Source organism: Salegentibacter sp. 24, assembly GCF_004362395.1.
Lineage (GTDB): Bacteria > Bacteroidota > Bacteroidia > Flavobacteriales > Flavobacteriaceae > Salegentibacter.
In genome coordinates this window covers 31,405-52,764 of record NZ_SNWE01000008.1, presented here as the reverse complement: position 1 = coordinate 52,764, position 21,360 = coordinate 31,405, and the positions used below count along the sequence as shown (strand labels likewise).

The following is a 21,360-nucleotide window of genomic DNA, read 5'->3' as shown; positions in this document are numbered from 1 at the left end:
GGTCCTTCTGCAAGGTTTGTTATACTGGGGTTTGGATTTAAATAAAATAAATAAAAATGAGCTATCAGGCTAACGAAAAAGGATATTACGGTGATTTTGGCGGGGCTTTTATCCCGGAAATGCTCTATCCAAATGTAGAGGAATTGCGTTCGCAGTACCTGGATATTATGAAAGAGGAATCTTTTCAGAAAGAATTTAAAGCTTTATTGCGAGATTATGTGGGACGCCCTACCCCGCTTTATTATGCGGAACGTTTTAGCAAAAAATACGGGACAAAAATTTACCTAAAACGAGAGGATCTTTGCCATACCGGTGCACATAAGGTGAACAATACGGTTGGCCAGATTTTAATGGCTAAACGCTTGGGTAAAGACCGAATTATCGCTGAAACCGGTGCAGGGCAACACGGAGTTGCTACCGCTACTGTTTGCGCGCTGATGGGCATTGAATGTATCGTTTATATGGGCGAGATTGATATTGAGCGACAGGCCCCGAATGTAGCCCGAATGAAAATGTTAGGTGCTACAGTGGTGCCTGCAAAATCGGGAAGCCGAACCTTGAAAGATGCCACCAACGAAGCGATTCGGGATTGGATTAATAATCCCCTTGATACGCATTATATTATCGGTTCTGTTGTTGGGCCCCATCCCTATCCTGATATGGTAGCCCGGTTCCAGGCGATAATTTCTGAGGAAATTAAAATCCAATTAAAAGAAAAGGAAAATCGTGAAAACCCTGATTATGTTGTGGCCTGTGTAGGTGGCGGAAGCAACGCCGCAGGTGCTTATTTTCATTATCTGGACAATCCCGATGTCGGCATTATCGCTGTTGAAGCTGCAGGAAAAGGTATACAAAGTGGGGAAAGCGCTGCTACCTCGGCGTTGGGAAAAGAAGGAATTATACACGGCAGTAAAACCCTGCTTATGCAAACCGATGACGGTCAGATTACAGAACCCTATTCTATTTCCGCCGGTCTAGATTATCCGGGAGTTGGTCCTATGCATGCCAATTTATTTAGAAGTGGCCGCGGTGAATTTATTTCAATAACCGATAAAGCAGCAATGGATGCCGGCCTTGAACTGGCAAAACTTGAAGGCATCATACCGGCAATAGAAACTTCTCACGCCCTGGCGATTTTCGAGGATCGAAAGTTTAAAAAAGATGATATCGTAGTGATCAATCTTTCGGGACGTGGAGACAAGGATTTGAGTACGTATATCGACTATTTTGGTTTATAGGAACCTGGACTCGTAACTTACAGATTGGAATATAAAAAAGATTGAAGGGGTGATGCTCTCTAAATGGTAATTAGAACAACTTTGATTCTGAATTTCAGAATAATGATTGATAAGCTTATTAAATATGAACAGAATAAATAAAAAACTTCAGGAAGACCATAAACTGCTCTCTATATACTTCACAGCGGGTTATCCTGAAACCGATGATACGGTTTCTATTATCCAGGAATTAGAAAGAAATGGGATTGATTTTATAGAAATTGGCTTACCCTTTAGCGATCCCCTAGCCGATGGACCTACTATTCAGGAAAGCTCTACCAAGGCGCTTAAAAGCGGAATGACCACTAATAAACTCTTTGAACAACTAAGTGGGATAAGGCAGTCTGTGAAAATTCCATTGATTATTATGGGTTACTTTAATCCTATTCTTCAATATGGGGTGGAGAAATTCTGTAAAAAATGTGGAGAAACAGGCATTGACGGACTAATAATTCCCGATCTCCCTGTGGATGTTTATAATGAAGAGTATAGATCTATTTTTGAAGAAAATGGAATCCAAAATATATTCCTGATTACCCCACAAACATCGGAGGAACGAATCCGTTTTATAGATTCGGTTTCCGATGGTTTCATTTATATGGTGAGCACTGCAAGTGTTACTGGTTCAACTTCAGGGTTTAGCCCAGAAACAAGAAAATATTTCCAAAGAATTTCAGAAATGAAACTTCAGAATCCCCAGGTGGTTGGTTTTGGAATAAGCGATGAAGAAACCTTTAACCAGGCCACTGAATTTTCAAAAGGTGCAATTATTGGTTCGGCATTTATTAAACATCTTAACCACAATGGAAAAAATAAAATAAGCGATTTTGTGAAAACTATTAGGCCGGTTTAACCAAATTCTAACATCCTCTTGGGAGTCCTTATGGATCATATTTCTTATCTTAGTAAGTGAATCAAAAAACAATACAATTATGGGAGGCCCAATTGAAGAAAATAAGAAAAAAAGAAAAGATAAGGATTCAGATCCTTTGAATGAAATAGGAAACCGTGATGTTGATACTAATAAAGTGGATATCGACGAAAAAACCATAAAAGACCAACAAAATAAAAAGTAATTTATGGGTCGTGGAGACAAAAAAACAAAACGAGGAAAAATTGCTATTGGTACCCATGGAAGATTACGCCCTAAACGTAAAAAGTTTAAGGTTAAACCAACCACTATGGCCCAACAGGAAAAGAAAGAATTAGAGTAGTTGTAAGTTGACTACGTCTGGAAACCCTGAATTTGAAAGTTTAAACTTTTAGGTTCAGGGTTTTGTTATTAAATAGTATGTCATCTGCTTATCAAGCACCTACTTTGTAAAGGCTACAGACACTCTTCACGAGATTATCTAATTTACCACTATATTGGTTTTATCGACCCCGGTATTTCCGGTGAGAGGATCAAAAGCATAGATTGTGATGGTGTGATATCCTTTTTCTAATTTCGTTTGTGCAGTAAATGTACTTGGCTTCTGGGTAGGATTTAGAGTCACTTCTTTGCTTTTGGTTTCTTGCGAATCTATAATTGCTTTTACTTCATATTGATTGGCATCCCAAATGCCTTCTTCGGTTACAGGACAACCGCACATCATTACTATATTGGCTTTCAGATCGATTTCCTCTGTAGATTTTATACGCTCATGGGTTTGGGGGGAGAGTATATCAACCACGAATCCCGGGACTTCCAGTATTACTCCGTCGCCGGTTATATCCTTTCCTGGGATTACCCAGAGTTGGGTGGTGGAAACCACCCTGGCCTGCTTTTTATTAAAAGGAGCTTGGGCCTCCACCTCTATAAATGTAGGTTTGTCTATATCTAATTCCGCTTTAAACCCGGCGGTTTTCTCATCGGTCAGCCGGGAATAGCGTTTTTGTGGAGTTTCAACAATTAGCTTGGTATTACCCGTGCTTCCGGAAGTTAAGCCCTGATCAAGGATTTCTCCTGTTTGGGCATTCCTGATAACAATTTTTGCGCCTCCAATGGAGCTTCCAATGAATTTCGCGTCCTTCGCCAATGCTCTTACCATAACCGAAGTTTCCTGGGCAGTTAGACTTCCTAAGGAAAATAACAAGACAAATAAACTGAAAAGCTTTATTTTTAATTTCATAAAATAGAATTTCATACTAAAATACAAAATACTGAACAACCTATAATATAATATCGTCCTCCCCCAGATCTTCGAAATTAAAGTTTAACGGGTCGTTTTGATAGCGCTGAGCATAAATCTTAAGGGTGTTGATTTCTTCAGCATTTAACTCATTGTCTTTATTGTTTTGAGCAAGTTTAAACCAGGGCTGAATATCTTCAAAATCATATTGGCCAATAACCATAAATGGGGTTCCATTCTGCACAATCACATCACTTTCCAGGTGCCACATCTCAGCCCAATGGTAAATAAATTTCGCATCTTCCTGGTACATTCTTACACAACCATGGCTAGCAGGATAACCCGGTAAGGTATATTCGTGTGTTCCTATACCTTCAAAATTCATAAAATTGAAGTAAAAGGGCATGACCCAGGAATCATCTATAGTACTTATTTTTCGTTTCGCCTTATAATTTCCGTAATATAAGCCCGAGGGGGTACCTGTACTTTGCTTTCCAGTACTTACCGGGCCCCAGCGTAACAGAATCCCATTCTCATAAAGCGCGAAAGCCTGGATTCGCTGTGAGATTACCACGGTTTTGCTTATAGAATCAAAGAGCCTTAAATTTTTAGGAAATGGAGCATATAAATTCAAATCAGCAACTAAAGAATCTGGAATTATAAGTTTTGTCCCGGGTTCAATTCGGTGAGCATCTATTCGATTTAAAGCATAGACCAACTTTTTCTCCTCTTCAGAAAAACTATTTTTCAGACTATCTAAATGTTCCCTGCTGGAAATAGAATCCAACCTGTAATTAGTTTTAAAAACCGGCGGTTCCAAAGCAATGGTATCCAGTTGGGTGGGTCTGACCTCTTTTATTTTTTCACTTTCTTTATTGTTACAGGACGAAAATAGCATTACTACTATAACGAAAAATATCGAAATCAGTTTAGGGGATTGTTCCTTCAAAATTTGTAGGTTTAAGTTGTGTGCCAAAGAATAAAGCTTCCTTCTAGACACTACTAAATTAGGCCGCTAGCTTATTGTTGGGTGCCAAAGAACCGTTAATAGTTTGTTGTAGGATTGGTAAAAAAATGCTGTTTTATTTGTGATTTTGTTGGGTAATTCCTATTAAAGGTTCGCACTAATATTGTGTCTTAAGCTTGTCTCTCCTTCCGGATGTTCCCAAAGGTCAATCAACCTCAAATTAAGATTATAATAACCTCAATTGCTTACCTCTTTATAATCACCCTCTTAACGGTCACCCCTTCATTGGTGAAAATTTGCAGGGTATAAACCGATTCTGCAACGGCAAGAATACTCATTCGGTAAAAGCGGGCATTGCCACTATAATCCTGTTGCATTATATAGCGCCCTCGGGAATCAAATACACGTATGCGCTCTATAAACATTCCCTCGGGAGTGGCAATGGTGAAAATACCATCACTGGGATTGGGGTAAAGAATTGGAAATTTGATTTCATTATCTTCAGGGGTATCACACTGCTCACCTGTGATATCTAGCTCAATTAATTTTTCTGCTATATTTCCATTTGCATCTTCAACTTCCACATTCACCATATTGTAACCAACGTCCTTACAGGTGAATAGCGATCTATCAAACCGGTAAATAAGTTCTTCACTGCAATTATCTTCAGCCAAAATATCCTCTTGCTTGAGATAGGCAAAACCTTCATTATCCAAACTCAATTCTACAAGATCAGTTCCAATGTAAGGGGGAATTTCATCCCGAACTTCCACGTTAATCATACAACTACCATTCTGTTCCCCTGTATAATTAAGTTGAATTTCCACCTCACCTAAATCGCTGCAGCTAAAATTCAATCGACTTGCTTCCAGGGAAAAGTCGGTGGCATCACCTGTATAAAGATCCTGAAGGTCGAGCCTGGCCTCCCCGTTTTCGTCCAGGCTTAATGCTATATTTTCGCGACACTGAAATGCCCCTGAAGGCTCTTCTACTACCTCCACAGTTGTTTCACAAGAGTCCATATTTCCAGCATCATCACGCACGGTTAAAGTTACTGGCACTTCTCCGATATCCGAGCGGTTGAACTCTGTTTGGCTCAGCGACATAGAAACAATGCCGCAATTATCAGTAGAACTATTGTCCAGCTCCTCGGGAGTTATACTGGCGTTTCCGGAATTATCTAAGTTCACCACAAAGCCAGAAACACAGGAAGCAACCGGAGTTTCATCATCTACCAGGTTTACCATAAAATAGCAGTCGTCTGTTTCGCCGTTAAGGCTGGCGGTGAGTTGTATTTGTGTATTTTCGGTTATAATTGATCCTGGTGGTGGGGTTTGGGTTATCTGGGCACCATCAAAATTAACTTCGGCAGTTCCGGTATAATCTGGTAGCCAAAAACTGCAATTATCATCCGGGCTAACGTTCTTATCTATTTGGCAGGTGATATTTAAAACATCGGTCTCGGTTAATTCCAGCTCAAAACTACAACTGGCTTCCAGGCCGTTTTCATCTTCCACAAAAAGATTTACGGTGGTATTAGTGTAAATTATCTCCCCGGCTTCAGGATCCTGTCGGAAACTCACTTCCCCGCAATTATCTGATACCCCAGCCATATTTTCATAATCAGGGACCTCAAAACCTGTTTCAGGATCAAAGCTTTCCCGCTGATCATCAAGACAGGAAATTGTAGGTGGTATAAGATCTACCAGGTTTGCCGAAAAAGAACATTCGCCCACCAGTTCCCCGGTTGCTTCGTCCCTTATTTCAATAGTAATTAAATAGGTTTCTTCGGTAAGTTGCTCTGGAATTTGGGTAAAATCTGGAGTAAAGTTATCAGTTTCAATCAATTCGGTGTAATAGGGGAATTGAGGAGTACAATTTTCATCCAGACTAATATCGGGAATTTCTGCTTCGGGAATACAGGTGTAATCGCGATTGTCTGGTTCTTCGTCATCAGGCAAAATTTCAATGGAAGCTGTACATTCAGCAATATTTCCGGCTGTATCTTCTACGTAAAGGGTAATATTTTTAGTGCCCGGCGTTGTAAAAGTATCTTCAGAAAGCGTTCTGGTGATTTCACAGTTATCAGTGGAATTTAAATCGATCGCCGAGGGAGAAATCGTTACGCTTCCATTTTCTAATTGGAATTCCCGGCCAGGCGTTATGCAATTGGTCTCGGGAGCAATATCATCCATGACCAATACCTCGGTAGTACAACTACTGCTTAAGCCCGTTTCAGGATCGGTAGCGGTTAAAATCACAGTGTTTTCTCCTAAGCTAGAACAATCAAAATTTTCTGGTGAAACACTTAATTGTAAATCATTTCGTTCGCCATTATACACGGAATTCGGATCCAGAACTGCCTGCCCGTTTTTATCGAGAAAAATCTTCTGGTTAATACATTCTATTTCGGGAGCTTCGGAATCTGCCTGGGTTACGGTGATTGTAAAACTACAATTGGCTGTTAAACCAACTTCATCGATTACTTCAAATTCTATAGTATGAATTCCTTCCTTAAATTCATTTCCTGAAGCTAGACCATCTACCAAAGTGGGAGTGAGATTTTCACTACAGTTATCGGACACTTCAGGCAAATCGTAATTTATAATTATTGAATCTTCTCCGGCAGGAATTTCTCGGGCAATATTTAAAGGACAGGTAATTGCTGGCTCGATTTCATCAATTAATGTAAACTGAAGCTGACAGGTTTCAATAAGTTCTCCATTTTCCAAAACTCCCACTTCAACATTCAGAGTATTATCAACTCGATTTTCATTCACAGAAAAATCCAGATCATTAAAATTATCGGTTTCAATAATATCAGCAAAAGCCGGCAATTCATATTCGCAGTTTCCGTCTAAAGACAGATTTTGAAGATCAGAATTATCAGGGCAGGTAACAACTGGCTGTAATTCCTCTTCCCCATAAAATAACAAAAATTCACATTCAGGTTGTGGATCGCAAGGGAAAAACTCGTTTTCAGCATTTAAAGAAACTTCTACTAAACCTTCTTCCTTAGGAATAACTTCCGCGGTAAAATTATCGTGGCGAGTAAAAATTCTTAATTCGAAATTAAAGTTAGTTTCGATTACATTTTGTCCCGGAAATAGAAAAGGAGTTAAAACCATTTGAATCCAATTGGGATTCAAACCTGGACCACTTAATTTCAAATTATTTACATAAATTTTCCCACAATTTCCAATTTCAAGATCAATTGGAAGGTTCAATCCATCATTAAATGTATGGACCAGATTGAAATTTCCCTGATTTGTATCATACACATTTATTGAATATTTTTTTGAAACTATCTCATCATAATTCAAAATTAAATCTTCAGGAGATTCATAAATACTACTTAATGTTAAATCATCTTCATAGTCGATAACATATAAATAACCATAATCATCAATAACCATGCTTCCAGGAGCACCAAGTTCATCAATATCCTCCCCCTTTATGGTATGAATGAGTTCGTATTTATCAAGATCTGGATTTTTTTGAAAAATTTGAATTCTTCCTAAATCTTCATCGGAGTCACTCTCACCGTCTGCAACATAAATTCTCCCTTCTTTATCTACCGCTATACGATAAGGATCATAAAAATCATATCCTGTTTCCTCGGATAAGGTATATTCCAAATTACCTTGATGATCATATATTTTAACTAAATCTAAACCATCAGCCCCGCCTGTATAAGCGTCCGCTAGATAAACATATTCACTATCTGAAACAAGCCCTGTGGGTCCGTAAAATTCATTTTCCCCATCGCCTAGTGCTCCTGTACCCCAATTTGATAAGCGGATTCCGGCATTATTAAATCTTTTGATCATTAAATCATTTTTATCAGCAATGTAAACTATCTGGGGATTAGGATTTTGCAAATAATTTGTGGCTTCAATGTCTAGTGGTGAATTTAATTCTGAGGAATTTATAAATTTTTCATTTGTAATATTCCCGTTTTTATTTAAATCTTTTACCCCATCTCCGAATGTCAATAAAAGTAAGTGACTATTATTAACTTCTGTTATTGAAATTATACTTTTAGCAAGACGCTCGGCAAGCAAAGCCCCTGTTTTATCGAAATCGAATGAAATTTCACCTGGCTTGACATCTAAATCAAAATTAACTAATGGGATATGCGGATCTTTCTGAATAAACTCAGGAATTCCTCTTTCAAAACTTCTAATTTCTCCATTGGTTATCACAAAATCCTCTTCAATCAATTCACGATTTATTAGGCCTTCAAAATTAAGATCAAGAGGAATGGGACTTTCATCTGTAGGATCAAGTGCCGAACTGTTAATAGTGCAATTTGCCTGCCCAAACCCACTAGAAATATTCAGTAAAAAAAAGAGTAGAAAAAGCGCAGTAGTAATACCAAACGGCTGTAGCCGAAAAGTAAAACCGGGTGGTGTAAGGTAATTTTGCTTCATAGCCGGATTTTAGCGCCTCCGACAGTAAAGATAAATATTGTTGGGTGAAAGAATTAAAAATTACGTTAATTATGTGGTTTTCCGTAATTCAAATATAGGCACAAGAAATCAATGCCAATCGCAAGTTGGCAGGGGGTTGGATTAAAATTCCGGGTAAGAAAACAATGAGAAAGCCTAAAGATGATTAAAACGTGTCATTCTGAAACTGGTTCGCTGACACAAATAGCACATTTAGACGCTCTCATTATTCCCGGAAACTGAAAATTACCTTGCTTTATGCTTCGGCATTTTCGTTGTTCTTTACCACCAATCTAAATCCTTCGCCGTGAATGTTCAAAATCTCAACATTCTCATCTTTCTTAAGATATTTACGAAGTTTGGCGATATATACATCCATACTTCTGGAGGTAAAATAGTTATCGTCCCTCCAAATTTTGGTAAGCGCCAGTTCTCTTGGCATCAGGTCATTTTCGTGAAGGGCAAGTAAACGCAATAATTCGTTTTCTTTTGGAGAAAGTTTTTGAGCCTCCTCTTCCTTATAGGTTAAGAACCTTAGTTTGGAATTGAGGTGGAAACCACCTATTTCAAACTCAAATTGCTTAGAATCTGCCACGCTGTCTGTAGCTTTACGCTGCATAATGGCTTTAATCTTCATCAGCAATACTTCACTATCAAAAGGCTTGTTCAGGTAATCGTCTGCCCCTACTTTATAGCCTTTAAGCACGTCTTCTTTCATCGCTTTTGCGGTAAGGAAGATGATTGGAATTTCTTCGTTCTTCTCTCTTATTTCCTTAGCCAGTGTAAAGCCATCCTTATAAGGCATCATCACATCAAGGATACAAAGGTCGAAATCATCCTTTTTGAACTTTTCAAAACCTTCCATTCCATTCTTGGCGTGTGTTACTTCGTAATCGTTCATCGCCAAATAATCTTTTAAGACAGTACCAAAGTTTGGATCGTCTTCTACTAACAAAATTTTCTTGTCTTCAGTTTCCATATATTTAAGATATTAAAGGTAATTTAATTATAAATGTGCTTCCTTTTCCTTTTTCGCTTTCTACCGAAACCTGTCCATGATGGTCTTCAATAATGCGTTTGGCATAAGCCAAACCTAAACCATGACCTTTTACATTATGGATATCCCCGGTATGTTCGCGATAAAACTTTTCAAATATTTTCTTTTGAACTAGCTTGGTCATTCCCGCGCCCTGGTCACGAATTTTAAGAATGATATAGTTCTTTACATTTTCAGTATAAATATCAATTTTAGGCTCCTCTGCTGAGTATTTTACTGCGTTATCCAGTATATTAACAATCACATTGGTAAAGTGATCCTGATTGGCCAAAATTGAAGAACGTAGCGCGCCAAAATGAGTTGTTACATACCCGCCACGATCTTCTACAATAAGTTCTATGTGAGCTATGGCATCCTCTACGAGTTCATGTAACTGGATCCTTTCTTTTTTTAAGTCCAGCTCATTTCTTTCCAGTTTAGAAATTCGCAATACATTTTCTACCTGGGCATGCATTCTTTTGTTTTCGTCCCGAATCATCTTAAGATAACGCTTTTTCTTTTCTTCGTCACTACTAATCTTAGGATTTTTGATCGCGTCTAAAGCCAGGTTAATAGTGGCAATTGGCGTTTTAAATTCATGAGTCATATTATTGATAAAGTCCGTTTTAATCTGTGAAATCTGCCGCTGTTTTATAAGTTGTGATAAAGCGCTGGAATATGCGATTACGATAATAAGGGTAAAAATTATAGAAAGTGCAGCCATTAACGTAATGGAGGAAAGCACTACCTTTTTCTTTTCAGTAAAATTAACCAGTAGCTGATAATTGCTATTTCCCATATCATCAGCAAAAAGCGGAACCCCATAAGTGGCAGGATGGCTCAGGGAAAAATCATCACTATGCAAATTGGTGGAAATACTATTGCTATAGACACCATATTCAAATTCAGACTGAATATCTCGATTGCTTAGTTCCTTGCTTAATAGCTTTTTTATGGTAGCCTCGCTTACTCTCTGGTGCAGGGGTAGTCTGCTGGTATGTTCAGCAATATATTCCTTAAGCAAATTCTTTTCATATTCGTCCATTCGCATAATACGCTCAATCTGCTGCTGCGAACTTAGCTTGCTCCCATCGATAGTACTACGATTGGTTACAATATTGGTCACCTTTTTATTGATAAGCTTAGTAAAGGGAATACTATCTCGAGCTGATTCTATAAAACCTGAAGAAACCTTATAATCTTCCTCCAGAATCGCATCTGAATGAAAAAGAGTCTGATTCCTTAATTTATTCTCGTTTACGTAAGAGTATTCTGTAAGTGTCGTGGACTCCAATCGACTGTTGGTGCTATCCAGGTCTTTAAATTTGATCCAATAATCCTCAATTTCCTGGTTTTGAATCTGGGTGGCTACGCGTAAAAGCACTTGTTTCACATCGTAGGTAAACTGGGCTTCTTTATCTTCTACAGTACTCTTTATCCAATATCCCTGCACGAAAATAATACCGATAAGGGAAAGACTCATCAAGATAACGAGGAGTAAAAAAAGCTTTCTATTCATGCTGCCAAAAGTAATATTTTAACATTTAGGGCTTCAAGCGTTTAACCAAATGTTAACAAAACTTCTGCTAATTTTTACCTCGTTTTAAGAGAATCTCATGTAATTCGTCAACCTTAGATCTAGCAAGGGCTAAATCGTGGTTTTGAATTTCAAAATCGGCCAGTTTCTTCTTTTTCTCATCACTCCATTGTCTGGCCATTCGGGCTTCAATTTCCTCGATGGTACTCTGATCTCGCTGCTGTAGTCTTTTTAGCCTTTCTTCCTTATTGGCGGTGACCAGAATATTGTAATCACATTTTCTATAACCGCCGGATTCAAACAAGATCGCAGCTTCGTAAATCACATAAACTGAAGTTTGCTTGGTTTTCCATATTTCAAAATCGCTGGCTACAGCAGGGTGAATAATACTGTTAAGGGCTTCCAATTTTTCAGTATCATTAAATACTATGGAAGCGATATATTTTCGGTTGGGTGTATGGTCGTTATACGCCTTCTGACCAAGTAAGGCAATGACCTGTTCGCGGATTTTTTCCGAAGTTTCTAACAAACGTTTGCCTGCATCGTCGGCAATATAAACCGCAATACCTTTTTCCTTGAAGAAACCAGCCACGGTAGTTTTCCCACTACCAATGCCTCCGGTAAGTCCAATTACCATCATCGTTTTATTACAAATTGAATAGTACGCTCATTTAGTCTCAGGTTTCTTACAAACGAGGGAGCTTCGGCAATATGAGCAATAATGAAATCATCCCCTTCATCTATATCATTAAAATCGCATACGACTCTAAAGTTTTCCGCTTCTACCATTTCAAATTGTTGCAAATTCACCTGAAAATAAACCAAAACTTCCTTAGGAAAAATTACAATATTGGTATTTATAGGTACGTTTAGCACCTCAACAGGTACTTTTACATTCCCTTCAGTAAACTTTTCTACATTCTGGCTATAAGCCACTTCATTGGTATAAAAACTCAACATCCCCAGATTAGAAGTGTCAATTTCGACTTTTCCAGCGATATCAGCCTTTATGTCATTGATCTTTAAATAAACTGTATGTAAATTTTGCAGGGTATCAATTATATTTTCCGGACCACTTACCGTTACTGAATCCGGTCGTAGTTTTATAGGTTCGTTGGCGGAATATCCAACCGCGTAACTCAAATCTATATCGGGATTTACCGCTATCTTTTTCTTCTTCTTTGGTTGATAATCTATCGCTATTTTTTCCTGGATAAACCGGGCTTTTTCAAAATTTATATTTACCTGGTCTTCCAAAACCTCCCGGTTAGCTTCAAAATTATAAATCAACTCGCCGTCATCTATGGTTGCTTTGCCCAGGTCTAACTTTATGGTGGGTTTAAAGAGTTGGTAATACCAAATGGCAAAACCTTTGTCCTGTATCCTTAATTTTAAATTCTCGGGACGGTTTTTGGAAAGCGTTTTATCCATAGGAATATTCACATAAGAAACGGGAATATCTATTACCTGGGTATATTCTTTGGAAATTTGCACAAAAAACCAGATCAGGGAAGAGAACAGTAAAAAGAACCCAAAGGTCTTTAAACTGGATCTTCTAATAGAAATACGCTTAAATCTTAAGTTCTTAAACATTCTTAAAGAATAAATTCGGGAATTGGTGTTCCGGGTCCTTTTTTAAAATTTGAATATACCAGATGGACTTTATAAAGCCATATCCATATCCAAAAAATTGTACTAGCGCAGCATAAACGGCCAAAAACCCAATTTCTATACTTTTATTTCTTAATGCAGCATCGGTCGCAATTAGCATAAAATATAGCACATATAATACAAATAACCACCAAATTCCCAGTTTTAAAATCAAAATAGACATTAAAAGTCCCAAACTAAATACTCCCGGAAACCAATAGGTTATTTTCCCGGTGCCCGGGTGCCATTTATTAAGAATGGGCCGTACCATACCAAATTTTTTCACCTGGTAATAAAATTTTGACCAGTCTATTCGGCGTTTATGAAAAACCACGGCCTTTGGAATTAGACATAATCTAAAACCGAGTTTTTTAAGCCTAAGGGATAGGTCGGGGTCCTCTCCTGGATGGATCTGACCGAATCCTCCACAGGCTTCAAAAGCTTTTTTGGAAATGCCCATATTAAAACTTCGCGGCTGAAATGCATTGACCGAGGACTTTTTACCCCGGATTCCCCCGGTAGTAAAAAAAGAGGTCATAGCGTAATCTATGGCCTTTTGAGTTTTGCTGAATGAAGGATGGGCAGCATCCGGTCCGCCAAAACAGTCGCAGTAATTCTGCTGAAGGAAAGCATCTATTTCCTGCAGGTAATTCTCTGGTAATAAAACATCTGAATCCAGAATAAGGAAATAGTTCCCTTTAGCTTTTCGCATTCCAAAATTTCGTGAATCCCCAGGGCCAGAATTCTTCTTAAAATAGTAGCTGATATTGAGTTTTTCCTGGAACTCTTCCACAATCTCTTTGGAAGGCACACTGGAGCCGTCCTCTACGATCACGATCTCATATTCAGGTGTAAATTGCACCTTAAGCATACTCTCTAATAATTCCCTGACCTCCTCGGGCCGGTTATAAATGGGAATCACAAAAGAATATTCCAGGTTCATCTCTTAGTCGAAATTTGAGTGTTTTTGATTATAAATTTCTTCTTATCCCATCCCTGAACTAAGTTAAGGGAATAAGCGGAACGAAAATTAAAAAATCATCATTCCGCTATAAGTATCATTGCTTCAACAAGGTATTAACTTCTGGATTAAAACCAGCTAGCTCACAAAAAATAATTGACCCCAAAATTATTTCTCCTCCTGCCCTTTTACAAAAGACTCCATAACTTCCTGGCTTACTCCCATATTGGAAAATCCTCCATCGTGGAAAAGATTCTGAAGTGTAACTTTTCTAGTAAGATCAGAAAACAGGCTTACCGTATAATCGGCACACTCCAAGGCCGTAGCATTGCCCAGCGGGGACATTTTATCGGCATAGGCAATAAAACCATCAAATCCTTTTACTCCCTGTCCAGCAGTAGTTGGCGTTGGTGATTGGGAAATAGTATTTACCCTTACTTTATGATCCTTTCCAAAGAAATAACCAAAACTACGTGCTATGGATTCCAAAAACGCCTTGTTATCGGCCATATCATTATAATCCGGGAATACGCGCTGTGCAGCCATATAGCTAAGGGCTACAATACTTCCCCACTCGTTCATCGCATTTTTCTTATAAAGCACCTGCATGGTTTTATGAAAAGAAACCGCAGAAATATCCCATCCCTTCTGAGTAAAATCATAATTCTGCTGGGTATAGTGATTACCTTTTCTCACGTTTACTGACATACCGATAGCGTGCAATACAAAATCGATTTTCCCGCCAAGAATCTCCATAGATTTTTCCACAAGGTTTTCCAGGTCTTCTATGTTCGTGGCATCTGCAGGAATTACCTCAGATCCGGTTTTTTCAGCCAGTTCTTTAATGGTTCCCATTCTTAAAGCGATAGGTGCGTTGGTAAGGACAAAATCTCCGCCTTCCTCTTTAATACGTTCAGCAGTTTTCCAGGCGATAGAATTCTCATCTAAAGCTCCAAAAATAATTCCTTTTTTTCCTTTTAACAGGTTATATGACATAGTGGTAAATTTTTTATTGGTTGTTTGTTGAGCCCGTAAATATAATAAAATTACTTTCGGGACATAGTCTAATCCAGGAGTGCCCGTGCGTGAGCGCGGGCAGATTCACCTATATTCTTGCCGCCAAGCATCATAGCTAGCTCTTCTACGCGTTGCTTATCACTTAATTCCTCAATCTTGGTAGTAGTGGCATTTTCCGAATCTTCTTTAAATATTTTAAAATGACTATTTCCTTTGCCAGCGATTTGTGGAAGGTGGGTTATGGCAATCACCTGCATCGCATTACCCATCCGTTTTAAAATACCAGCCATTTTCTGGGCGATATCCCCTGAAACCCCCGTATCTATTTCATCGAAAATGATAGTTGGCAACTTGCTTTGCGCTGCGAGAATACTTTTTACTGCCAGCATAATTCTGGACAATTCACCGCCGGAAGCTGCTTTTCTAATTTCTTTAAAATCACCGCCTTTATTGGCAGCCAGATACCAGCTTAAGTCATCCTGTCCGTTAGCTAAAAAATTCGAAACCTTTTTCAACTCTATTTTTAATCTAGCGTTGGGCATTCCAAGATCACCAAGTAAGTTTTCAGCTTCTTTGATGAAGGCCGGAACGATAGCATTCCTTTTTTGATGTAGTTGGGAGGCAACGCTCCCCAGTTTAGTTTCCTGTTTTACAATGGCGTTCTCCAATTCTGAAAGTGCGTTTTCCGCATTTTCACTGACCGAAACTTTTTCCTGCAGCTCCTCCTTGATCTTCAACAATTCTTCAATTTGCCCTACGGAATGCTTCTTCTGTAAATTATAAATTTCCTGAAGCTTTTGATTGGCAGCTTCAAGTTCTTCAGGATTGGCCTCGACCCTATCCAGGCCATCACTAACTTCTGAAGAAAGATCGTCAAGCTCAATAATCACACTCTCTATACGCTGAAGTAAATTTTCATAAGTTGAAGATAAACTGGCGATTCTTGCCAAGGAGGCTCGAGCCTGCTTTAAACTATCCAGGCTTCCAATCTCCTCCTGTTCCAGTAAATTTAAAGCTGAACTCAGGTTCTCGGTTAATTCTTCCACATTGCTGAGTTCTTCGTAGCGGGTTTCCAGTTCTTCCTGCATCCCGTTTACTAAACGCGCCTCTTCTAGTTCATTGAGCAGAAATAAATTATAATCGTATTCCTTAATAGCCTGGGCCTGTTCTTCCTTTAATTCAATCAGGCGTTTTTGAAGTTTTTTGTATGCCCTGAGTTCGCTTTTATATTCCAGCAATAGGGATTCACTGTTGGCAATGGTATCGATTACCCGAAATTGATAATCATTATTTCCCAAACTCAAAGTTTCGTGCTGACTATGGATATCGATCAAATATTGACCAAGTTTATTGAGGGAAGTTAGTTTCACCGGCGTATCGTTTACAAAAGCACGAGATTTGCCAGAAGCTAAGATTTCTCTTCTAATTATGGTATTTTCTTCATAATCCAGATCCTGCGAAATAAAAAAATCTTTTAAGCGATAATTGGAAATATTGAAGGAGCCTTCAATTACACATTTTTGCTCTACATCACGAATACTTCCGTAATCCGCACGATTACCCAGGAGAAGTCCCATCGCGCCCAGCATAATGGATTTTCCAGCACCAGTTTCACCAGTGATAATGGTAAAGCCTTCCTGAAGTTTGATATTTATATCTTCAATTAAGGCGTAGTTTTTTATAGATAAGTTTGTGAGCAAAGTGTCCTAAATTTGCCCTAAATATACGGGAGAAATTATTCCCAATCAACTGTAAAAACCCTTTATTGCAGGTTTCTCCAGTTTCGGGCATAACGTGGGGCCAGACTGTTTAAAGTCTGGTTTAAAGCAGGTCGCTCAATTTCCGGTCCGCCACCAAAAATCTGGGTAACCTCTTCTGCTTTGGCATCAAAAAAGGTTCTGAGCAATAAAGAATTAGCTCTTCGGGAGTTCATAGAGGTAAAATTCTCAATAGCATCGGCAATAACTATTTTTCCGGCTTCCGGGTCTTTATGCATCACATCCAGACCCTGGCGATGGTATTGATATAATGCCGTACGATATTCCGTAAACATATTTGAAAGTAAATCGGCAATCAATCGAAAACGAGATCCTGGTCCATCAGCACCGGTCCAGCCAAGCCTACCACTTTGCTGGGCGGTATTTGCAATTCGATTGGCCTCCTGGTAATACTGGGTACCCCCTTCTGGCGCAAATGTATCGGCATCCATGCCTAGAATTGTATACACGTAGAAAGAGATTACCGAAACAAGATTGTTGGAAAAAGTACTCTGGCTGTAATTCAAGGGTTGATACTCGCGATAATTAAAACTGAACTGATCGTCGTTAAAATTAAAAACCGGAGTGATCATTGTAGAACCATAAACCGGTCTGGAAGATTGCACCTGAATAGTTCCGCTAAAGGACTCGCCTTCAAACTCGTTTATAGTAATAAACATACTACAGCTAATACGTTCCTGAGGTTCAAACTCTTTGTTGGTCCAAGAGGTTTGGTTTACAAACTCGCTTAAAGAATTCTCTAAAGTTCTAAAAACCGACAGATTGCTTTGTCCTGTTTGTTCGGTATTGATTACAATTTCGCAGTTGAGTTCCTGGGCAATTCCAATTGAGGCCCCTGTGATGAAAAAAATAAGGAAAAGTAATTTACGCATCTAACAAATGTACGATTTCGTTTAAAATATCGGCAGCGACCTCAGATTTGCTTTTTAAATCAAAAGCCTTTTCTGAATCTTTATAGACCAAAGTTATTTTATTAGTATCTTTTTTAAAGCCTGCTCCCGTATCATTTAGGGAATTAAGGACAATAAAGTCCAGGTTTTTCTTTAAGAGCTTTTCCCGGGCATAAGCGAGCTCATTATTGGTTTCTAAAGCAAAACCGACCAATTTCTGAAAGGTTTTCTTTTCCCCCATAGACAACAAAATATCCTGGGTTTTAGTAAGCTCCAAACTCAGGTTTTCTTCTGCCTTTTTAATTTTCTGAGCAGCTACAATTTTTGGCTTATAATCTGAAACCGCAGCTGCAGCAATAGCTACGTCAACATTTTCAAAATGAGCATGTACAGCAACATACATTTCGTGCGCGCTGGTCACCCTAATTAGGTTAATGCCGGGATCCTTAATTTCTAAATTCGTAGGTCCGGAAATAAGAATAACCTTGGCTCCAAGTGCAGCGGCTGTTTTAGCGAGCTCAAATCCCATTTTTCCACTGGAGTGATTGCCTATAAATCGAACCGGATCTATGGCCTCATATGTAGGCCCCGCGGTAATGAGAAACTTCTTTCCCCTTAATGGCAGGTTCGCAGAAAAATATTCTTCTAGAAAAGTCAGAATTTCTTCGGGTTCTGCCATTCTTCCCTCACCGGTTAATCCACTGGCCAGTTCGCCGGTTCCGGCAGGAATCATAATATTCCCGTAGGATTTTAAACTCTCAAAACTCTTTCTTGTAGAGGGGTGCTTATACATATCCAGGTCCATCGCCGGGGCAAAAAAAACCGGGCATTTGGCAGAAAGATAAGTGGCAAGCAATAGATTATCACTACTGCCCGAGGCCATTTTCGATAAGGTATTCGCCGTGGCAGGGGCTAAAAGCATAAAATCGGCCCAAAGGCCGAGTTCTACGTGATTGTTCCAATTTTCGTCTTCATCATCCTGGGTAAAAGAGGAAAACACCTCGTTTTTTGATAAGGTAGAAAGCGTAAGTGGAGTAACAAATTCTTTTGCAGCCGGGGTCATCAAAACTTTTACCTCTGCACCGGCCTTAATAAATAAGCGTACTAAAAATGCAGATTTATAAGCAGCGATACCACCACTTATGCCTAAAAGCACTTTTTTGCCCTTTAGTACAGACATCTTAATTAAGCTTCTGCTTCAGAATCTTTTGTATTACGGTAATAGATCTTACCATCTAACCATTCCTGGATAGCAAGGGCATGTGGCTTTGGAAGTTTTTCATAAAACTTAGAAACCTCAATTTGCTCCTTGTTTTCAAAAATCTCATCAAGGCTATCATTGTATGTCGCAAATTCGTCCAGCTTCTCCAACAATTCCTTTTTGATTTCAGAGTTGATCTGGTTAGCTCTTTTAGCAACCACTGAAATAGCCTCGTAAATATTACTTGTTGGCTCATCTACCTTGTTCTTATCGAAGGTAACTGTGTTAATTGGTGCGTCTGTCTTTTTAATATCCATCTTTCTTCTACTATTAAAAATTTTGTAAGCGTGATTTTATATCTTCTACTGCAGCTTCCATTGGCTCTATATACTTGCCTTCAGGATAGTACTTTTTATAAGTCTGGTAATATTCCAAAGCTTCCTTTAAGCGCTCTTCCATTAAATCTCTGAAACTATTAATAGCTAGCCTATATGCTGAATCGAACCGGTAATAATAAGCATCTTCCCTAAAGGGTGATCCGGGATTATTAGCCAGGAAATTTGTAAAAGAGGTTATAGCAGCCTGATAATTTCCGCCCCTTGCTTCTCCGGTTAAATGATATTGTTTTGCAATCTCATATTCCTTTTTTTCAAGTTTTATACGCAGCTCAGCAGCCATATCATTGGCCTGCTCCACGTGCTCGCCTTCCGGGAATGCATTGAGATAAGCCTGAAGTTCTGTGATTGCCTTACGAGTATCGGTTTGATCCAGGTTATAACTTGGTGAAAGTTCGTAAAAACTTCTTGCTTTCTTGTATGCTGCTTCCTCAATCTTTTCACTATTAGGATAGGATTGCTGAAAACGTTCAAACTCATAAGAGGATAAGTAATAACTCCCTAACTGATAATAAGTATCCGCAAACAAATAGCTAAGTTTTTCTCCTTGTGGTTTTCCGCGATATTCAGGAACAATTTGCTCAAATAACCTAAGGGCTTTTCGAAATTTTCGTTTATCATCTTCTTCCTTCGCCTCATTGTATAACTGCTCTGCGTAGGAATATTTCTTTCCGCTATCCTCACTTTTAAGTAAGTCCTGATACTCCCCGCAGGATACCGTTAACAATAAAACTGCTGCTAATAAGATTGCTTTCTTCATCATTTGTAAAAACATCTGGCAAAAGTACATTTTTCTTCAGTATAAAAAAAACTTTGTGTTATAGCCTTAAAGAACCATAAACACTACCTTTTATTGTGCTCATATTCGATAGAATACAGGTATTATAAAAAAAGAAGTACAGCAAGTGCTTTTTTCCTCAAGATCTGGGTGACCTTCAGAATTCTTTCAACTGGTCCCCAAATTTGATTTTCAAAACCTTAGGTTCTTGGTTAATTCTTCTTGGTAACATTTGACTCCTATCTTCAAAGTCTAGCTGAAATTCTTTAAAAAATTTTCAATTTGTTGCTGAAGTCCAGGAGTTGCTTTCACCAAAGGCAGTCTAAGATAATTTTCAACACTCCCTTTTTGCGAAAGCAAAGCTTTAATTCCCGCAGGATTTCCTTCCGCAAAAATCAAATCTATAGCTTGCTGCATTTTATAATGGAGTTGGTAAGCTTCTGTAGGTTTTCCTTCCAATCCAAGTGAAACCATTTTAGAGAATTCTGCAGGCAGACCTTGTGCAATTACCGAAATCACTCCCTTTCCTCCTGCCAAAACCATCGGCAAGGTAAGCATATCGTCTCCAGAAATCACCAGGAAATCCTTTGGAACCTGGCTTATTAATCTCATAGCCTGCACCATATCCCCGGCTGCTTCTTTAACCCCCACAATATTATCACAATCTCTTGCAATACGACTAATGGTCTCCGGCAACATATTGGAAGCTGTTCTTCCCGGTACATTGTAAAGAATTATTGGAAGCGGTGAAACCAGGGACAATGCTTTAAAATGTTGATAAATACCTTCCTGAGTTGGTTTATTATAATAAGGCGAAACAGAAAGAATAGCTTCAAAACCACTGAAATCACCGGCTTGAAGTTCATCACATAAGTCACGGGTGTTATTTCCTCCCAGACCTAAAACCAAAGGCACGCGCTTATTGTTCTTTTCAACTACGGTTTTTATTACCAGTTGTTTTTCTTCTTTATTAAGACTGGCGCTTTCGGCAGTGGTTCCTAAAACCACCAGGTAATTTATTCCGCTTGTGATTTGGTCTTCTACCAAGTTTTCCAGGGCCTGCACATCTACCGATAAATCGTTCTTAAAAGGAGTTATCAATGCGACACCGGTACCAATAAATGAGTTCATTGTATTTTATTTTTATGATAATCGAAAAGATTTCCGCTATTTCATATTAAAATTGAAAAATGAAAAATTTTCGGGCGACAAATGTATTGATTTTGTGAAATTGAGAAAGTAAAAACTGCATTCGTATTTAAGATGAAAGCACATATTTAACAGCTTTGTTTTTTCTGTTAAAAAATAAAC

At 38.7% G+C, this 21,360-nt stretch carries 19 protein-coding genes; 4 read left to right on the top strand and 15 right to left on the bottom strand.

Features of this window, described 5'->3' with window-relative positions; all coding sequences use genetic code 11:
• The first annotated feature begins 56 nt into the window (after nucleotides 1-56).
• From trpB to DET49_RS07385, 4 genes are all read left to right on the top strand, one after another.
• Entirely contained in the window at nucleotides 57-1,238 is a 1,182-nt protein-coding gene (gene trpB / locus DET49_RS07395) for a tryptophan synthase subunit beta (protein WP_133547460.1), read from the top strand.
• A 124-nt stretch (nucleotides 1,239-1,362) separates the two neighbouring features.
• A complete protein-coding gene (gene trpA / locus DET49_RS07390; RefSeq protein ID WP_133547459.1) occupies nucleotides 1,363-2,130 on the top strand; it encodes a tryptophan synthase subunit alpha in 768 nt (255 codons plus the stop codon).
• A 79-nt stretch (nucleotides 2,131-2,209) separates the two neighbouring features.
• The gene (locus DET49_RS18450) at nucleotides 2,210-2,353 is read left to right on the top strand and encodes a hypothetical protein (RefSeq protein ID WP_166636557.1); all 144 of its coding nucleotides are present in this window, start codon (nucleotides 2,210-2,212) and stop codon (nucleotides 2,351-2,353) included.
• Between the two features lie 3 nt (nucleotides 2,354-2,356).
• Complete coding sequence (locus tag DET49_RS07385; RefSeq protein ID WP_133547458.1) at nucleotides 2,357-2,491, top strand: 30S ribosomal protein THX; 135 nt, start codon at nucleotides 2,357-2,359, stop codon at nucleotides 2,489-2,491.
• Nucleotides 2,492-2,629: 138 nt separating this feature from the next.
• Here the strand turns inward: DET49_RS07385 and DET49_RS07380 are convergent, their stop codons facing one another.
• The 15 genes from DET49_RS07380 to dapA all read right to left on the bottom strand — a co-directional run bounded on the left by DET49_RS07380 (nucleotide 2,630) and on the right by dapA (nucleotide 21,180).
• Complete coding sequence (locus DET49_RS07380) at nucleotides 2,630-3,388, bottom strand: hypothetical protein (RefSeq protein WP_133547457.1); 759 nt, start codon at nucleotides 3,386-3,388, stop codon at nucleotides 2,630-2,632.
• Between the two features lie 40 nt (nucleotides 3,389-3,428).
• Nucleotides 3,429-4,337, bottom strand: a complete 909-nt coding sequence (locus DET49_RS07375) for a L,D-transpeptidase (RefSeq protein WP_243729572.1) — start codon at nucleotides 4,335-4,337, stop codon at nucleotides 3,429-3,431.
• A gap of 263 nt (nucleotides 4,338-4,600) precedes the next feature.
• On the bottom strand, nucleotides 4,601-8,788 hold the full coding sequence (locus tag DET49_RS07370; RefSeq protein WP_133547456.1) for an HYR domain-containing protein: 4,188 nt from the start codon (nucleotides 8,786-8,788) through the stop codon (nucleotides 4,601-4,603).
• A 274-nt stretch (nucleotides 8,789-9,062) separates the two neighbouring features.
• A complete protein-coding gene (locus tag DET49_RS07365; protein WP_133547455.1) occupies nucleotides 9,063-9,785 on the bottom strand; it encodes a response regulator transcription factor in 723 nt (240 codons plus the stop codon).
• Between the two features lie 4 nt (nucleotides 9,786-9,789).
• Nucleotides 9,790-11,361 carry a sensor histidine kinase gene (locus tag DET49_RS07360; RefSeq protein WP_133547454.1) on the bottom strand — a complete coding sequence of 524 codons (1,572 nt, stop codon included), beginning with the start codon at nucleotides 11,359-11,361 and terminating at the stop codon, nucleotides 9,790-9,792.
• 67 nt (nucleotides 11,362-11,428) lie between these two features.
• Nucleotides 11,429-12,019, bottom strand: a complete 591-nt coding sequence (gene coaE / locus DET49_RS07355; RefSeq protein ID WP_133547453.1) for a dephospho-CoA kinase — start codon at nucleotides 12,017-12,019, stop codon at nucleotides 11,429-11,431.
• Nucleotides 12,016-12,972, bottom strand: a complete 957-nt coding sequence (locus DET49_RS07350) for a YbbR-like domain-containing protein (RefSeq protein ID WP_133547452.1) — start codon at nucleotides 12,970-12,972, stop codon at nucleotides 12,016-12,018. The genes coaE and DET49_RS07350 overlap by 4 nt, the downstream gene beginning before the upstream one ends.
• Nucleotides 12,965-13,972, bottom strand: a complete 1,008-nt coding sequence (locus DET49_RS07345; RefSeq protein ID WP_133547451.1) for a glycosyltransferase — start codon at nucleotides 13,970-13,972, stop codon at nucleotides 12,965-12,967. The genes DET49_RS07350 and DET49_RS07345 overlap by 8 nt, the downstream gene beginning before the upstream one ends.
• Nucleotides 13,973-14,158: 186 nt before the next feature.
• Nucleotides 14,159-14,986 (bottom strand): enoyl-ACP reductase, encoded by an 828-nt coding sequence (locus DET49_RS07340; RefSeq protein ID WP_133547450.1) that lies wholly within the window; start codon nucleotides 14,984-14,986, stop codon nucleotides 14,159-14,161.
• Nucleotides 14,987-15,054: 68 nt separating this feature from the next.
• Nucleotides 15,055-16,707, bottom strand: a complete 1,653-nt coding sequence (recN, locus tag DET49_RS07335; RefSeq protein ID WP_133547449.1) for a DNA repair protein RecN — start codon at nucleotides 16,705-16,707, stop codon at nucleotides 15,055-15,057.
• Nucleotides 16,708-16,769: 62 nt separating this feature from the next.
• Nucleotides 16,770-17,657 carry a DUF4835 family protein gene (locus tag DET49_RS07330; protein WP_133547448.1) on the bottom strand — a complete coding sequence of 296 codons (888 nt, stop codon included), beginning with the start codon at nucleotides 17,655-17,657 and terminating at the stop codon, nucleotides 16,770-16,772.
• Complete coding sequence (gene coaBC / locus DET49_RS07325; RefSeq protein ID WP_133547447.1) at nucleotides 17,650-18,855, bottom strand: bifunctional phosphopantothenoylcysteine decarboxylase/phosphopantothenate--cysteine ligase CoaBC; 1,206 nt, start codon at nucleotides 18,853-18,855, stop codon at nucleotides 17,650-17,652. The genes DET49_RS07330 and coaBC overlap by 8 nt, the downstream gene beginning before the upstream one ends.
• Nucleotides 18,856-18,860: 5 nt before the next feature.
• Nucleotides 18,861-19,193, bottom strand: coding sequence for a DNA-directed RNA polymerase subunit omega (locus tag DET49_RS07320; RefSeq protein WP_133547446.1), 333 nt, complete (start codon nucleotides 19,191-19,193; stop codon nucleotides 18,861-18,863).
• A 13-nt stretch (nucleotides 19,194-19,206) separates the two neighbouring features.
• The gene (locus tag DET49_RS07315) at nucleotides 19,207-20,034 is read right to left on the bottom strand and encodes an outer membrane protein assembly factor BamD (protein ID WP_243729570.1); all 828 of its coding nucleotides are present in this window, start codon (nucleotides 20,032-20,034) and stop codon (nucleotides 19,207-19,209) included.
• A gap of 267 nt (nucleotides 20,035-20,301) precedes the next feature.
• Entirely contained in the window at nucleotides 20,302-21,180 is an 879-nt protein-coding gene (gene dapA, locus DET49_RS07310; protein WP_133547445.1) for a 4-hydroxy-tetrahydrodipicolinate synthase, read from the bottom strand.
• Nucleotides 21,181-21,360: the final 180 nt, after the last annotated feature.

Coding starts and splice junctions, on each gene's coding strand:
- DET49_RS07345 (WP_133547451.1), bottom strand. CDS start 13,972: ATGAACCTGGAATATTCTTTTGTGATTCCCATTTATAACCGGCCCGAG.
- coaE (WP_133547453.1), bottom strand. CDS start 12,019: ATGATGGTAATTGGACTTACCGGAGGCATTGGTAGTGGGAAAACTACC.
- DET49_RS07350 (WP_133547452.1), bottom strand. CDS start 12,972: ATGTTTAAGAACTTAAGATTTAAGCGTATTTCTATTAGAAGATCCAGT.
- trpB (WP_133547460.1), top strand. CDS start 57: ATGAGCTATCAGGCTAACGAAAAAGGATATTACGGTGATTTTGGCGGG.
- DET49_RS07315 (WP_243729570.1), bottom strand. CDS start 20,034: ATGATGAAGAAAGCAATCTTATTAGCAGCAGTTTTATTGTTAACGGTA.
- coaBC (WP_133547447.1), bottom strand. CDS start 18,855: ATGTCTGTACTAAAGGGCAAAAAAGTGCTTTTAGGCATAAGTGGTGGT.
- DET49_RS07320 (WP_133547446.1), bottom strand. CDS start 19,193: ATGGATATTAAAAAGACAGACGCACCAATTAACACAGTTACCTTCGAT.
- DET49_RS07385 (WP_133547458.1), top strand. CDS start 2,357: ATGGGTCGTGGAGACAAAAAAACAAAACGAGGAAAAATTGCTATTGGT.
- DET49_RS07340 (WP_133547450.1), bottom strand. CDS start 14,986: ATGTCATATAACCTGTTAAAAGGAAAAAAAGGAATTATTTTTGGAGCT.
- DET49_RS07360 (WP_133547454.1), bottom strand. CDS start 11,361: ATGAATAGAAAGCTTTTTTTACTCCTCGTTATCTTGATGAGTCTTTCC.
- DET49_RS07380 (WP_133547457.1), bottom strand. CDS start 3,388: ATGAAATTAAAAATAAAGCTTTTCAGTTTATTTGTCTTGTTATTTTCC.
- DET49_RS18450 (WP_166636557.1), top strand. CDS start 2,210: ATGGGAGGCCCAATTGAAGAAAATAAGAAAAAAAGAAAAGATAAGGAT.
- trpA (WP_133547459.1), top strand. CDS start 1,363: ATGAACAGAATAAATAAAAAACTTCAGGAAGACCATAAACTGCTCTCT.
- DET49_RS07365 (WP_133547455.1), bottom strand. CDS start 9,785: ATGGAAACTGAAGACAAGAAAATTTTGTTAGTAGAAGACGATCCAAAC.
- dapA (WP_133547445.1), bottom strand. CDS start 21,180: ATGAACTCATTTATTGGTACCGGTGTCGCATTGATAACTCCTTTTAAG.
- DET49_RS07370 (WP_133547456.1), bottom strand. CDS start 8,788: ATGAAGCAAAATTACCTTACACCACCCGGTTTTACTTTTCGGCTACAG.
- DET49_RS07330 (WP_133547448.1), bottom strand. CDS start 17,657: ATGCGTAAATTACTTTTCCTTATTTTTTTCATCACAGGGGCCTCAATT.